Annotated in this window: 13 protein-coding genes; 4 read left to right on the forward strand and 9 right to left on the reverse strand. The window is 68.9% G+C overall.

Annotated elements, in window-relative coordinates; genetic code table 11:
• The first annotated feature begins 32 nt into the window (after positions 1-32).
• Entirely contained in the window at positions 33-1,019 is a 987-nt protein-coding gene (locus DFW101_RS14800; RefSeq protein ID WP_009182332.1) for an SAM-dependent methyltransferase, read from the forward strand.
• Positions 1,020-1,271: 252 nt separating this feature from the next.
• Here the strand turns inward: DFW101_RS14800 and argB are convergent, their stop codons facing one another.
• The 6 genes from argB to DFW101_RS14830 form a co-directional block, all read right to left on the reverse strand.
• On the reverse strand, positions 1,272-2,165 hold the full coding sequence (gene argB / locus DFW101_RS14805; protein WP_009182333.1) for an acetylglutamate kinase: 894 nt from the start codon (positions 2,163-2,165) through the stop codon (positions 1,272-1,274).
• 28 nt (positions 2,166-2,193) lie between these two features.
• Entirely contained in the window at positions 2,194-3,573 is a 1,380-nt protein-coding gene (hslU, locus tag DFW101_RS14810) for an ATP-dependent protease ATPase subunit HslU (protein WP_009182334.1), read from the reverse strand.
• A 70-nt stretch (positions 3,574-3,643) separates the two neighbouring features.
• Complete coding sequence (hslV, locus tag DFW101_RS14815; protein ID WP_009110667.1) at positions 3,644-4,198, reverse strand: ATP-dependent protease subunit HslV; 555 nt, start codon at positions 4,196-4,198, stop codon at positions 3,644-3,646.
• 455 nt (positions 4,199-4,653) lie between these two features.
• Entirely contained in the window at positions 4,654-5,208 is a 555-nt protein-coding gene (locus tag DFW101_RS14820; protein ID WP_009182335.1) for an O-acetyl-ADP-ribose deacetylase, read from the reverse strand.
• Between the two features lie 212 nt (positions 5,209-5,420).
• Positions 5,421-6,680 (reverse strand): M16 family metallopeptidase, encoded by a 1,260-nt coding sequence (locus DFW101_RS14825; RefSeq protein ID WP_009182336.1) that lies wholly within the window; start codon positions 6,678-6,680, stop codon positions 5,421-5,423.
• Positions 6,681-6,711: 31 nt separating this feature from the next.
• Positions 6,712-7,815: a sigma 54-interacting transcriptional regulator gene (locus tag DFW101_RS14830; RefSeq protein WP_009182337.1), complete on the reverse strand. Its 1,104-nt coding sequence runs from the start codon at positions 7,813-7,815 to the stop codon at positions 6,712-6,714.
• Between the two features lie 170 nt (positions 7,816-7,985).
• On the opposite strand from DFW101_RS14830, the gene DFW101_RS14835 reads away from it, so the two are divergent.
• The 3 genes from DFW101_RS14835 (at position 7,986) to DFW101_RS14845 (ending at position 9,459) form a co-directional block, all read left to right on the forward strand.
• A complete protein-coding gene (locus DFW101_RS14835) occupies positions 7,986-8,666 on the forward strand; it encodes a PspA/IM30 family protein (protein WP_009182338.1) in 681 nt (226 codons plus the stop codon).
• A 161-nt stretch (positions 8,667-8,827) separates the two neighbouring features.
• A complete protein-coding gene (locus tag DFW101_RS14840; protein WP_009182339.1) occupies positions 8,828-9,076 on the forward strand; it encodes a hypothetical protein in 249 nt (82 codons plus the stop codon).
• Positions 9,073-9,459, forward strand: a complete 387-nt coding sequence (locus DFW101_RS14845) for a PspC domain-containing protein (protein WP_009182340.1) — start codon at positions 9,073-9,075, stop codon at positions 9,457-9,459. Before DFW101_RS14840 ends, DFW101_RS14845 begins: the two co-directional genes overlap by 4 nt.
• A 45-nt stretch (positions 9,460-9,504) precedes the next feature.
• Here the strand turns inward: DFW101_RS14845 and DFW101_RS14850 are convergent, their stop codons facing one another.
• The 3 genes from DFW101_RS14850 to DFW101_RS14860 form a co-directional block, all read right to left on the reverse strand.
• Positions 9,505-10,158, reverse strand: a complete 654-nt coding sequence (locus tag DFW101_RS14850) for a flavodoxin family protein (RefSeq protein WP_009182341.1) — start codon at positions 10,156-10,158, stop codon at positions 9,505-9,507.
• A 433-nt stretch (positions 10,159-10,591) separates the two neighbouring features.
• Positions 10,592-11,035 (reverse strand): hypothetical protein, encoded by a 444-nt coding sequence (locus DFW101_RS14855; protein ID WP_009182342.1) that lies wholly within the window; start codon positions 11,033-11,035, stop codon positions 10,592-10,594.
• Between the two features lie 51 nt (positions 11,036-11,086).
• On the reverse strand, positions 11,087-12,358 hold the full coding sequence (locus DFW101_RS14860; RefSeq protein ID WP_009182343.1) for an SGNH/GDSL hydrolase family protein: 1,272 nt from the start codon (positions 12,356-12,358) through the stop codon (positions 11,087-11,089).
• Positions 12,359-12,388 lie beyond the last annotated feature (30 nt).

Consider the following 12,388-nt stretch of genomic DNA (forward strand, 5'->3'; position numbering starts at 1 on the left):
GGGCTGATCGCCATTCCAAGGAAGGAGCGCCCATGTTGCGACACACCGACGCCTCGTCCCCGTCGCCCAAGGCGGCATCGCCGGCCAGGCCCGGCCGGGAAACCGTCATTGCGCGGGAAATCTACCGGGCCGGCCCGTTGCGGGACGATTTCGAACGCCTGGCCCACCCCGGCGTGCCCATGGCCGATGCCGACGTGCTGAGTTTCCTGCTCAAGTATTTTTTCGCCTCGCTCTACCCCGGTTCCGAGGACCATGCCGTTCCTTTGACGGAACTGAGCACCCTGCTCGGTCGGTTTTATGACCTGTGGTCCGAGGAAGGGGCCGACGGGGCGGTGCCCCTGGCCGGCAACGGCAGCGCTTTTCCGCTGCGCATGCTGGCCGACCTGCCGCGCACGGCCCACATCTTCCGGTCCGTGGCCAACAGGCCCCTGCCGCCGTCCCAGGTCCAGGACCCGTTCCTCGGGCTCGACCTCGGCACGGGCAGCGGCATCCTGCTGGCTGCGGCCTGGTTCCAGGCCAGGCGCAACGGCGTGTCCGAAACGCACCTCTACGGCATCGAGCGCGACCCGGACGTGGCTGCCCGCACGGACGAGATCTTCCGCTCGCTCGGCATCGGCGAGATCCGGCTGGCCGACGCCCGGCTGCCCGCCGCCTATGCCGGCCTGCCCGACGGACCCATCGCCTTTGTCGGCAACGAGAACGTGGCCGCGCCCACGGCCCGGCTGTCGGCCGAACCGTTTTCCGCCCTGCACGCCACGCTTTTCACCATGTTTTCCAAGCGGCTGCGAAACACCGTCTTTTTCCCGGAAGCCCTGGTCGTCCGCGACCGCGAGGCGGAACTCGACGTGGTGCTGTCCAAAAACAACCGCTTCCAGGTGCCCCGCCACTACCGCAACCTGCGGCTGCGGCCCCGGTCCATCGTCATCGAAGGCCGGCTCACCCGGCTGTGGCAGATCGGCAAGGACTTCAAGCCGTACATCGCCGAAGCCTGGCTCCCGGCCATGCCCGGACGCTGGTAGCCGAGGAAAGACGAATCGGGGCTCCGCCCCGAACCCCGCCAGGGCTCTGCCCTGGACCCGCCGGGGGGAATGATTCCCCCCGGACCCCCTCAAAGGGGGCACCGGCTGAAGCCCGCACATCTCATTCCATGCAGCGATAAAAAAGCCCCGGCGTCACCACCGGGGCTTTTTCTATTTTTCCCATTCAGGGGGTCCGGGGGGATGATCCCCCCCCGGACGCCGGAGGCATCTTTTCTTCTCTTCTTTCTCTCTCTACGCCGTGCAGCGCTTGCAGACGATCTCGGTGCCGATGCCGGAGTTGGTGAAAAACTCCAGGATGATGCAGTTCTCGACCCGGCCGTCGAGGATGTGGGCTTTTTCCACACCCGCGTCCACGGCTTCCATGCAGCAGGTGACCTTGGGGATCATGCCGCCGGTCAGGATGCCGTTTTGCATGGCTTCGGAAGCCTCCTTGATGTCCAGGGACGAGATGAGGGTCCGTTCCTTGTCGAGGACGCCGGGCACGTCGGTCAGGAGCACGAGGCGCTTGGCCCCGAGCGCCGCGGCCATGGCGCCGGCCACGGTGTCGGCGTTGATGTTGTAGGTCTCGCCGGCCTCGTCCACGCCGACGGGCGCGATGACGGGAATAAATCCTTGGGCGAGGAGCGTGGTAATGAGCGAGGTGTTGATGCCGGTCACTTCGCCGACCTTGCCGAGGTCGATGATTTCCGGCGGGGCGTCGCCTTTTTCCAGCACCATTTCGAGCTTTCTGGCGGTAATCAGCCGGCCGTCCTTGCCGGAGAGGCCGACGGCCGTGCCGCCGTTTAAGTTGATCAGGTTGACGATGTTCTTATTCACCTTGCCGACGAGGACCATCTCGACCACATCCATGGTGGCGTCGTCGGTGACGCGAAGGCCCTGGCGGAACTCACTTGTGATGTTGAGCTGCTTGAGCATCCGGCCGATCTGCGGCCCGCCGCCGTGGACGATGACGGGATTGATGCCGATATATTTGAGCAGGATGACGTTCAGGGCGAAACTTTTTTGCAGTTCCTCGTCGACCATGGCGTGGCCGCCGTATTTGATGACCACCGTCTTGCCGAAAAACTGGCGAATGTAGGGCAGGGCCTCCAGCAGCAGCCGCGCCTTGGCGTGTTCCCGATCCATATCTCCCGCTCCCCCCGGTTGCCGGTTGCTATAAGATGTACCGGGACAGGTCCCGGTCCTCGGCCACGTCTTTGAGTTTGTCGCGCACGTAGGCCGGGTCCACGACCACGGCCTGCCCCGACTGGTCCGACGCCTCGAAGGACAGGTCGGAGAGGATCTTCTCCATGATGGTGTAGAGCCGCCTGGCCCCGATGTTCTCGGTCTCCTCGTTGACCTTCCGGGCGAAGTCCGCCACCTCGCGCAGGGCCTCGTCGGTAAAGGTCAGGTCCACGCCCTCGGTGCCGAGCAGGGCCCGGTACTGGACGGTCAGCGCGTTTTGCGGCTCGGTCAGGATGCGATAGAAGTCCTCGGCCGTGAGCGCCCGCAGTTCCACGCGCAGGGGAAACCGGCCCTGCAGTTCCGGCACCAGGTCGGAGGGCTTGGAGAAGTGGAAGGCCCCGGCCGCGATGAAAAGGATGTGGTCGGTTTTCACCATGCCGTGCTTGGTGTTGACCACGCAGCCCTCGACCACGGGGAGCAGGTCCCGCTGCACGCCCTCGCGGGAGACGTCGGGACCCGAGCCGCCGGACTTGTTGCCGCAGATCTTGTCGATTTCGTCGATGAAGATGATGCCGGTCTGTTCCACCCGTTCCTTGGCCGTCTCGGACACCTTGTCCATGTCCACCAGCCGGTCGGACTCCTCCTGCAGAAGGACCTCGTAGGCGTCGCGCACCCGCATGTTGCGGGTCTTTTTGCGCTGGGGGAACATCTTGGAAAACATGTCCTTGAACTGGGAGCCCATCTCCTCCATGCCGGGCATGGACATCATCTCGACCTGGGGCGCGGGCACGGACACTTCCACGGGCACGAGCCGGTCGTCGAGCCTGCCTTCGCGCCAGAGCTTTCTGAGCTTTTCGCGGGTGGAGAGGTTGGCGTCGGACGGTTCGGCCGCAGGGGCCGGCGCTTCCAGGGCGGCCGGCATGGGGATGGGATTGGCCCCGGCCCGCTGAGACTCGGGCAGGAGCAGATCGAGCAGGCGCTCCTCGGCCGCCTTCTCGGCCTTGGCCGCCACCCGGTCGAGTTCCTCCTTGCGCACGAGGTTGACCCCGATCTCCATCAGGTCGCGGACCATGGATTCGACGTCGCGGCCGACGTAGCCGACCTCGGTGAACTTGGTGGCCTCGACCTTGAAAAAGGGCGATCCGGCCAGCTTGGCCAGGCGTCTGGCGATCTCGGTCTTGCCGACGCCGGTGGGGCCGATCATGATGATGTTTTTCGGCGCGATCTCGTCCCGGAGCCCCGGTTCGATCTGCTGGCGGCGCCAGCGGTTGCGCATGGCGATGGCCACCATCCGCTTGGCGTCGTTCTGGCCGATGACGTACTTGTCGAGCTGGGAAACGATTTCACGCGGCGTCATACTGGCGTGCATGCTTACTTACTCCTGGCGATACGCGGCCACGCGTGGGCCGCGATCCGTATTGTCGGCAAGGGCCTGCCTGTTACAGGCCGTCGGCCGGGCGCTCCACGGTCTCGACCACGATGCGGTCGTTGGTGAAGACGCAGATTTCGGCGGCAATGGCCATGGCCCGCTCCACGATCTCCCGGCCGGAAAGGCCCGTGTGGCGCACCAGGGCCCGGGCGGCGGCCAGGGCGTAGGGGCCGCCGGACCCGATGGCCGCCACGCCGTCGTCGGGCTCGATCACGTCGCCGTTGCCGGAGAGGAGCAGGATATTGCCGGCATCGGCCACGAGGAGCATGGCTTCCAGGCGGCGCAGGTACTTGTCCTTGCGCCAGTCCTTGGCCAGCTCCACGCTGGCCCGCACCAGGTTGCCGCCGAATTCCTCCAGCTTGGCCTCGAACCGCTCAAAAAGGGTGAAGGCGTCGGCCGTGGCCCCGGCAAAGCCGATGACCACCTTGTCCTTGTAGATGCGGCGCACCTTGCGCGCGCCGTGCTTCATGGCCACGGACTGGCCAAGCGTCACCTGGCCGTCGCCGGCCATGGCCACGCCCGTGTCCGTCTTCACGGCCAATATGGTCGTTCCACGTAATTCCATGCAATTACCTCCGGTGGAACCGGGGGAGGGAACCCCGGGCCACGCGGCCCGCAGCGAAAGGGGCACCCTTCCCCTGTCGTCCTTCCCCGAGACGCACCTGTCGCGGACGGCTTGCCGTCCGACTGGTTTTCAGGCTTTCAAAGCAAAAAATCGACCCACCTCGCCCCGTCTTCGGGGCGACGGGCCTGTGCGGCCGGCATCGGTCCGGCGACGCACGCCGCCAAGCCGGCGAGCACGCCGGACCGATGCCGGCCGCACCGACGCACCCCCGACCACGACTACCCACCACCCGTTTCCCATGCTCCCGCCCCTTACCCCGCTCAGGGGGTCCGGGGGGGATGATCCCCCCCGGCGGGTCCAGGGCAGCGCCCTGGCGGGGTCTGGGGCTCCGCCCCAGCAGGGTCCGGGGCAGGGCCCCGGCCGCCGGAGGCATTCCGACGACGGGTAAAGCGACCTCAGCTAAATAGTGCTTCCGCCACGGAACGCCAGAGGTCGAAGGCGTTTTTCCCGTGGAGGTAGACGCGGATCTCCCGGACCGGGCCGCTTTCAAGGCCTTGGCCCAGGGTCTCCAAGGCGATGCGGGCGGCCTGGTCCAGGGGATAGCCGTAGGCGCCGGTGGAGATGGCCGGGAAGGAGACGGTGGTGAGATTGGCCTCGGCCGCCCGGGCCAGGGACTGCGCGTAGGCCGAGCGCAGGGCCTCGGCCTCGCCGTCGTTGCCGCCGCGCCAGATGGGGCCGACGGTATGGATGACGTGTCGGGCGGGCAGGTCGAAGCCGGGGGTGATGACGGCCCCGCCGGCCGGCAGGCGGCCGATGCGGGCGATGATGTCCCGGCAGGCGGCGAGGAGCTTGGGTCCTGCGGCCCGGTGGATGGCCCCGTCCACGCCGCCGCCGCCGGCCAGGGCGGAGTTGGCGGCGTTGACGATGGCGTCGCCGTCGTCGGTGGTGATGTCGCCGGCGATGAGGCGCAGGACGCCCGAGCCGATGGCGTAGGAAACGGTTTCGCTCATGGATGGCCTCCTTCGGGCTCGCCGCGAGCCCCGCCAGAGAGCGGACACGGTTTTCCGAACCTCCGGACGCGTCTCCGCTCGGTTTCTTCCCCGGCCCCTACACCCTTTTGCCCCAAGACGACACCCGCAGCCTCCCCAATTCCCCCCCTTTCAGGGGGTCCGGGGGGGATCATCCCCCCCGGCCGCCGGAGGCATCTTCATCTTCTCTTCCCTTATGGAATCGCGGCCGTCGGGCCGAGGATGCAAAGGCCCGTCAGTTCCGGGGTGAAGGCCGCGCGGGCGATGGCGGCCAGATCGGACAGTGTCACCTTGTCGAGTTCGGCCGCGGTCTCCTCGATGGGGATGTGGCGGTCGAAAAGGAGGATGTTGCGGGCCAGGCGCATCATGCGGTTTTCGGTCGATTCCGCGCCGAGGTACAGAAGCCCCTTCAGGTGTTCGCGGGTGTGGTCGAGCTCCTCGGCCGTGACCGCGCCGCCGGCCACGGCGGCCAGCTCGGCCCGGACCACGGCGAGGAGTTCCTCGGTGCGCTCCGGCTCCACGGCGGCCTGGATCTCGAACAGGCCGGTATCGGACAGGCCGTTTAGGCTGGCGTAAATCGAATAGGCCAGGCCCCGTTTCTCGCGGACTTCCTGGAAGAGGCGCGAGGACATGTTGCCGCCAAGGAGCGTGGCCAAAAGGGTGTGGGCGAAGCGGTCCGGGCTGGTGTTGGCCACGGACGGGAAGGCCAGGATCACGTGGTTCTGCTCGCTCTCGCGGCGAACAGCCAGACGCGGCGGCGTGTAGGGGCCGGCCGGAGCCTTGGCCGGGGCCGGCGCGGCGGGCAGGCGCCCGAACGTTGCTTCGGCCAGGGCCAGGAGCGCCTCGTGGGACACGGCCCCGGCGGCGACCACCACGATGGCCTCCGGCCGGTAGTGGGCATGGCGCCAGTCGAGCAGGGTCTTTGGGGTCGCGGCCGTGACCGATTCCGGCGTGCCGGTGATGGGGTGGGCGATGGCCGGATTCTTCCAGGCCGCGGCCCAGAAGTCCTCGTGGACCTTGTCTTCCGGCGTCTCCTCCACCATGGAAATTTCCTGCAGGATGACGGCCTGTTCGCGGCCGAGCTCTTCGGGGTCGAGGGCCGGGTTGAGGGCGATGTCGCTGACGATGTCAAAGGCCCGGTCGAAGTGGGCGTCCATGACCCGGATATGGAAGCAGGTGGCCTCGCGGGAGGTGAAGGCGTTGGCCAGGCCGCCGAGGATGTCGAGCTCCTTGGCGATGGCCAGGGCGTCGCGGTGGGTCGTGCCCTTAAAGGCCATGTGCTCCCACAGGTGGGCCATGCCCTCCTGGCCGGGCCCTTCGTGGCGCGAACCGGCCTCGATCCACACGCCGAGGCTGGCGGTCTTGACCAGGGGCATTGCTTCCGTGACCACGCGCACGCCGTTTGGCAGGCGGGTTATCCGGCACGAACTGTCGGTAGGGGTATGTTGCGGCATGGGCTGGGGCTACGGGGGATTGGGACGCGCGTCAAGGGTGCCCGGGCCGTGCGGCCAGGGCGGGCGCGTATTTGCGGTAGAGCCCCCGGAACTGGTGGTAGGTGAGCCCCAAGACCTCGGCCGCCCGCCGCTGGTTGCCGCCGCTTCGGGCCAAGGCCCGGCCCAGGAGGTCGGTCTCGAAGGCGGCGGTCGCCTGGGACCAGGGGAGAAGAGAGGATGGTGATGAAGAGGAAGATGCCTCCGGCGGCCAGGAGAGGCGCTGCCTCTCCTGGACCTCTCCGCCGGGGGGGATCATCCCCCCCGGACCCCCCGAAAGGGGAGGGGCGGGAGTTATGGCCAGCGGGGTGGCGGGGGCGAAGGGGTGGGCGAAGGGGTCGAGGGTGACGTGGGTGATCTGGGGGCCGGGCGTTTCGAAGACGGCCCGCTCGACCACGTTTTTCAGTTCCCGGATGTTGCCCGGCCAGGCGTGGGCGGCAAGCGTGGCCAGGGCGGCCGGGGCGAAGGACGGGGGCAGGTCCCGGCCGAGTTCGGCCGCGAACCGGGCGGCGAACCGCGCGGCCAAGTACGGGATGTCGCCGTGGCGGTGGCGCAGGGGCGGCACCGGGAGCACGGCAAAGGCCAGCCGGTCGAGGAGGTCCGGGAGCAGGCGGCCGCGCCGGATAAGCTCGCGCGGATCGACGTTGACCGCCGCGACGACCCGCACGTCGACTTGCAGGGTGTCGCTGGCGCCGAGCCGCTCGAAGGTGCCGTATTCGAGGACGCGCAGGAGCTTCTCCTGGACCGCCCGGGGCGCGGCCTGCAGTTCGTCCAGGAAAAGCGTGCCCCCGTCGGCCGCCTCGAACCGGCCCGGCCGGCGGCGGGCCGCGCCGGTGAAGGCCCCGGCCTCGTGGCCGAAGAGCTCGGCCTCGAGGAGCGTGCGCGGCAGGGCGGCCAGATTGACCGTGACCAGGGGGGCTTCCCAGCGCGGGGAGTGGAAATGGAGCCTGGTTGCGGCCAGCTCCTTGCCGGTGCCGCGCTCGCCGACCAGGAGCGCGGGCCGGTTGACCCGGGCGGCGGCCGCGACCTGTTCCATGAAGGCCAGGAAGGCGTCGGACTGTCCAAGGGCCTCCAGGAGGCCCGGGGCGGGAGTGGACATGGCGAATATGACCTCTTGTATGGCTTGTAAAACCATAGTGCGGCGAAAGACGCAAACCTTCTTTGCGGACTGCGTTGCAACCCCTTGAAATACGATGCCGCGCCAAACGGCACGCCTCCTGCTAACGCTCCGGCAGCACCGCGCCTCCACGGCGCGGCCGGAGGAACGCCATGGGAATTTTCAGCCGCTTCAGGGACATCATTCATTCAAACATCAACACCATGCTCGACCGGGCCGAAGATCCGGAAAAGCTCATCCGCCTCATGATCCAGGAGATGGAGGAGACGCTGGTCGAACTGAAGGCCGACTGCGCCCGGGCCATGGCCCAGGCCGCCACGTCCGGCCGGGAGCTGGCCGCCGTCCGGGACCGGGCCGCCCGGTGGGGCGAAAAGGCCGAGCTGGCCGTGGACAAGGGCCGCGAGGACCTGGCCCGGGAGGCACTGCTCGAAAAGCGCGGCCTCGACGCCCGGGCCGAGGCCCTCGGCGCAGAGCAGGCGGCCATGGAAGGCATGATCGCCGCCTGCCGCGAGGACATCGCCCGGCTGGACGAAAAGCTGGCCTCGGCCAAGGAGCGCCAGCGGACGCTGCTGCACCGCCACATCCGGGCCACCGGCAAGAAGCGGGTGCGCGAGGATATCTCCAAGGCCGATTCGACCGAGGCCATGCTCCGCTTCGAGCAATTCGAGAGCCGCATCGAGCGCCTGGAAGCCGAGGCCGAACTGGCCGGGTCGGCGACCGGGGTGAGGCGTGCGCCCGAAGGTGAGAGCCTGGAGGCCCGCTTCGACCGCCTAGCCGCCGACGAGGACGTGGAACGCGAGCTGGCCCGGATCAAGGCCAAGCGCCAGGCCTGACCGGCGACGCCGCCGGGCGCTTGACGCGGGCCTGGCCCGCGTGAAATCCTCGGTGTCGTCCCGGAAATCCACTTCTGGCCGTCAACAAGGCGTCACGGGACGACGCGGCCGACAACGGGCCGGGAAGAAGGTCTCTTTCGACCCGGCCGCAAGGAACAATCATGATGGGACTTTTGACGGCACTGGTCATGGCCGGAGCCACGGTGGTCGGCCTGGTCATCCTTGGCACCATTTTCCTCCTCGGCGTGCGGCTCCTGCGCCCCGGCGCGGCCAAACCGCGCGGCAGCGACGCCGAGGAGGCGCAGCTTCTCCAGGAGATCCACCGCAGCCTCTCCCGCCTGGAAGAGCGCGTGGAAACTCTCGAAACCCTGGTCCTCGAACCCAGGGCCACCAAGGGAGACGGACAATGAGGCATTACAGCCAATGGCGTCTGGACCGGCTCTACCGGTCCCGGTCCGGCCTCTTCCTTGGCGTCTGCAAGGGGCTGGCCCGGTTCCTCGATGTTCCGGTCTTCTGGTTCCGGGTCTTCATCCTGGTCCTGACTCCCTTCACCGGGGTCTGGCCCATGGTCGGAGCCTACCTGATCGCCGGCTTCCTCATCAAACCCGAGCCCGTCCTTCCCCCGGACTCGGACGAGGAGCGGGCCTTTTACGACGACTACGTCGCCTCCCGGGCCAATGCGCTGGGCCGGGTCAAGCGCCGCTTCGAACGCCTCGACCGCCGCATCCGCCGGCTGGAGGACCACGTCACCTCCCGCGAATACGACTTCGACCGCCGGCTGTGGCACCCCTGACCTTCCCCGGGCCGGAACCACGTTCCGGCCCGGTTTCCCGTCCGCTCAGTTGCCGGCCGCCGCGACCAGCCTCTCGCCTAAGGCGAAGGCCCTGGCGCAGTCCTCGGGAAACACCTCCTCGCGCCGTCTGGCCTTGGCCGCCGCGTCCCAGCAGGTGGACAGGTATTTGGAATAGTCGTCGAACTGGCAGGTGTCCGTGCTGGCCAGCATCTCGCACGACCCGAACGTCCGGGCCATCACCCCCCGCATCCGCTCCATGAAAACATCGTAGCCCCACTCGGGCAGCGCCTGCTCGGGGATGTTCATCGTATAAATCATGGCCGTCGGCATCTTACGGATGAAAAGCGACTCGTAGCCCGGGGTGTAGGTCAGGTAGGGAAAGGCGAACCGCTCGAAAAACGAGCGCATCATGCCCGTCTCCGCGCCGAAATAGACCGGTGTGCCCAGAAGCACCGCGTCCGCCGCGCCGACCCGCTCCAGGAGTGGCGTCAGCCCGTCCTTGACCGCGCAGCGTCCGTAGTTCTTGCCGCCGATCTTCTTGCACTCGAAGCAGCTGATGCAACCCTTGTAGTCCAGGTCGTACAAATGCACCATTTCCGTGGCCGCGCCCTTGCTCTCGGCCCCTTGCAGGGCATGCGTCAGCAGCGTGGCGGTGTTCCACTTCTTCCTCGGGCTTCCGTTTATGGCAATGACGTTCATGGCGCCTCCTTTCTTTTCCATCCCCCTGCTACCGCCATACGCCGCCCCGGGCAATGACGCACCGCCAAGGAACCGAGGCACTGGCCGGGTACCGGAAGCGAGGGGGGAAGAACGGGGGAGATGCCTCCGGCGGCCGGGGGGGATCATCCCCCCCGGACCCCCCGAACGGGGTGGGCGGGGGTTGGGCAGGCGGGTGGCGGGGGGGCGTGGTCGGGGGTGTGACGGGTGGCCGGAATCGGGTTGGCGACGCAGGCCGCAAAGCCGGCCGGCACGCCAACCCGATTCCGGCCACACAGGCCCGTCGCCCGGAGGAACCGGGCGAGTTTGGAGGTGCCGGGAATTACGCCGTGCCTCCCATCCGTCCACCCCGTTCGGGTGGGTCCGGGAGGGGGTGACCCCCTCCCGGCCGCCGGAGGCCTCTTTATCCTCCCGGCTACCGGCCCTTGTCGAACTTGTCGAATTCGGCGAAGGCGCTGCGCTTGGCTTTGTTTTTGGCCTTGATGTCGTCGAGGATGGAGTGGCTGAGGGCCGTGGCGTCCACGGGCTTGACGCGGCTGCGGTTGCGCTGGCCGGGGTCGAGGAACTGGCCGCCGAGGTCGGTCAGTTCGTTGACCGTCAGCATGCCGCCCGACTGTTCGCGGGGCGCGACCGGTGGCGGCGGCGCGGTCACGGGTGTGCTGGCCGGAGCGGAAGCGGGGGCGGCGGCCGGGGCCGGCCGGGGTTCGGGGGCCTGGGCCTGGGGCGGTGGTGCCGCCTCGACGGGGGATGCGAGGTGGGGAGCTTTCGGCTGCGCGGGCGAAAGCGTCTGGCGCAGCAGGCGCAACTCGGCCAAAATCTCGTGTTGCGCCTCGAGGATTTTGAGCAGGATCGTTTCCATGGGCCGGCTCTAGCATGCCGCCGGAGGCCGGTAAAGGGCCTGGGACGGGCGTTAGCGGGTGTCCAGGGCGGCCACGGCCGGGCTCATGGAGGCCAGGGCGGCGTGGGCGAGGAGTTTGGCGCCAAAGGGGGTGAGGTGGACGCCGTCAGGGGTCCGGGCGGTGCGGGGGCCGGCCGGGGAGGGCAGGGCCGGGGCGTAGTGGCCGGCGGCGTCGGCCAGGGTCCGGGAGACGTCCACGAACCGGCAGCCGGGCAGGGCGGCCAGTTGCCGGGCGATGACGGCGTTTATGGCGGCCACGTCGGCGTTGAGCCCGGGATCGGCCATGACCGGCGCGCCGATCCAGTAGACGCGGGCGTCGGGGTTGCCTTGGCGGGCCAGTTCCACCAGCCGGCGCACGCGGCGGGCGTATTCCTCGTTCCAGCCGGGCCGGCCGAAGGCCAGTTTCCTGCCGTCCGGGCGGGTGAGGGTCTGGTTGTCGTTGGTGGCGATCATGACCAGGACGGTATCCGGCCGGCCGGAAGCGGCCAGGGCGGCCATCTCGCGTTCCCAGTTGAAGAAGTCGGGCCGGGCCAGGCCGCTTGAAACCTTGCCCCGGGCGGCGAAGGAGGCGCCGGGCCGGCCGGCCAGGAGCGGGCGCAGGGCATCGGCCAGGAAGATGGACAGCGAATCCCCGGCCACGAGGATGGACCGGCCGGGCGCGCCGACCGGCGCCGATGCGGGCGCGGCGGCAACGGGGACGGCAACGGGCGAGGTGGCCTGCACGGGAGTCGGCGTGGCAGCGGAAGCGACGGTCGGAGTCGGGCGCGGCCCGGGACTGTCCGGGCCCAGGGGCCTGGCCTCGGCGACGACAACCGGGGAGGTCTCCGGCGTCACGTCGCGGTCGGCCTCGGGCGGCATATTCTTGACGGCAACCCGAGGCGCGGCCGGGGGTTGCGGCCCGGTGTCGGCCGGGGCCAGGGACACGAGGCGAAGCGTCCGGCCGGGGGCGCCGAGGTGCCGGTCCTGGCCCACGGCCACCGGCCCGCTCAGGGGATGGGCGGCCTGGGGGTCCACGACCAGCCGGACCGTGTAGGCCGTGACGGCCAGGCGCAGGACATGCCGGTCCGGTCCGGCGGGGGCCGCGTCGGGCCTGCCGGAAAGGTCCAGGTTGGCGACCAGGGTCCGCAGTTCGTCGCCGAGTGGGGTGGCGGGGCGAGGGAGGGCCAGGGGGGCCAGGCCGGGATGGGTCGGGCCGGGCGCGCCGAGAAGCACCGCGGCCAGGGCGGCCAGGGCGAGCAGGCCTCTGCCGGGACGACACGGGAATGGGAGAGCGGCTTGGTGCATGGCGGTGTCGATTGTTTGCCGCCGGCGGGA

This window comes from Solidesulfovibrio carbinoliphilus subsp. oakridgensis, assembly GCF_000177215.2.
Classification (GTDB): domain Bacteria; phylum Desulfobacterota; class Desulfovibrionia; order Desulfovibrionales; family Desulfovibrionaceae; genus Solidesulfovibrio; species Solidesulfovibrio carbinoliphilus.

Coding starts and splice junctions, on each gene's coding strand:
- DFW101_RS14800 (WP_009182332.1), top strand. CDS start 33: ATGTTGCGACACACCGACGCCTCGTCCCCGTCGCCCAAGGCGGCATCG.
- argB (WP_009182333.1), bottom strand. CDS start 2,165: ATGGATCGGGAACACGCCAAGGCGCGGCTGCTGCTGGAGGCCCTGCCC.
- hslU (WP_009182334.1), bottom strand. CDS start 3,573: ATGCACGCCAGTATGACGCCGCGTGAAATCGTTTCCCAGCTCGACAAG.
- hslV (WP_009110667.1), bottom strand. CDS start 4,198: ATGGAATTACGTGGAACGACCATATTGGCCGTGAAGACGGACACGGGC.
- DFW101_RS14820 (WP_009182335.1), bottom strand. CDS start 5,208: ATGAGCGAAACCGTTTCCTACGCCATCGGCTCGGGCGTCCTGCGCCTC.
- DFW101_RS14825 (WP_009182336.1), bottom strand. CDS start 6,680: ATGCCGCAACATACCCCTACCGACAGTTCGTGCCGGATAACCCGCCTG.
- DFW101_RS14830 (WP_009182337.1), bottom strand. CDS start 7,815: ATGTCCACTCCCGCCCCGGGCCTCCTGGAGGCCCTTGGACAGTCCGAC.
- DFW101_RS14835 (WP_009182338.1), top strand. CDS start 7,986: ATGGGAATTTTCAGCCGCTTCAGGGACATCATTCATTCAAACATCAAC.
- DFW101_RS14840 (WP_009182339.1), top strand. CDS start 8,828: ATGATGGGACTTTTGACGGCACTGGTCATGGCCGGAGCCACGGTGGTC.
- DFW101_RS14845 (WP_009182340.1), top strand. CDS start 9,073: ATGAGGCATTACAGCCAATGGCGTCTGGACCGGCTCTACCGGTCCCGG.
- DFW101_RS14850 (WP_009182341.1), bottom strand. CDS start 10,158: ATGAACGTCATTGCCATAAACGGAAGCCCGAGGAAGAAGTGGAACACC.
- DFW101_RS14855 (WP_009182342.1), bottom strand. CDS start 11,035: ATGGAAACGATCCTGCTCAAAATCCTCGAGGCGCAACACGAGATTTTG.
- DFW101_RS14860 (WP_009182343.1), bottom strand. CDS start 12,358: ATGCACCAAGCCGCTCTCCCATTCCCGTGTCGTCCCGGCAGAGGCCTG.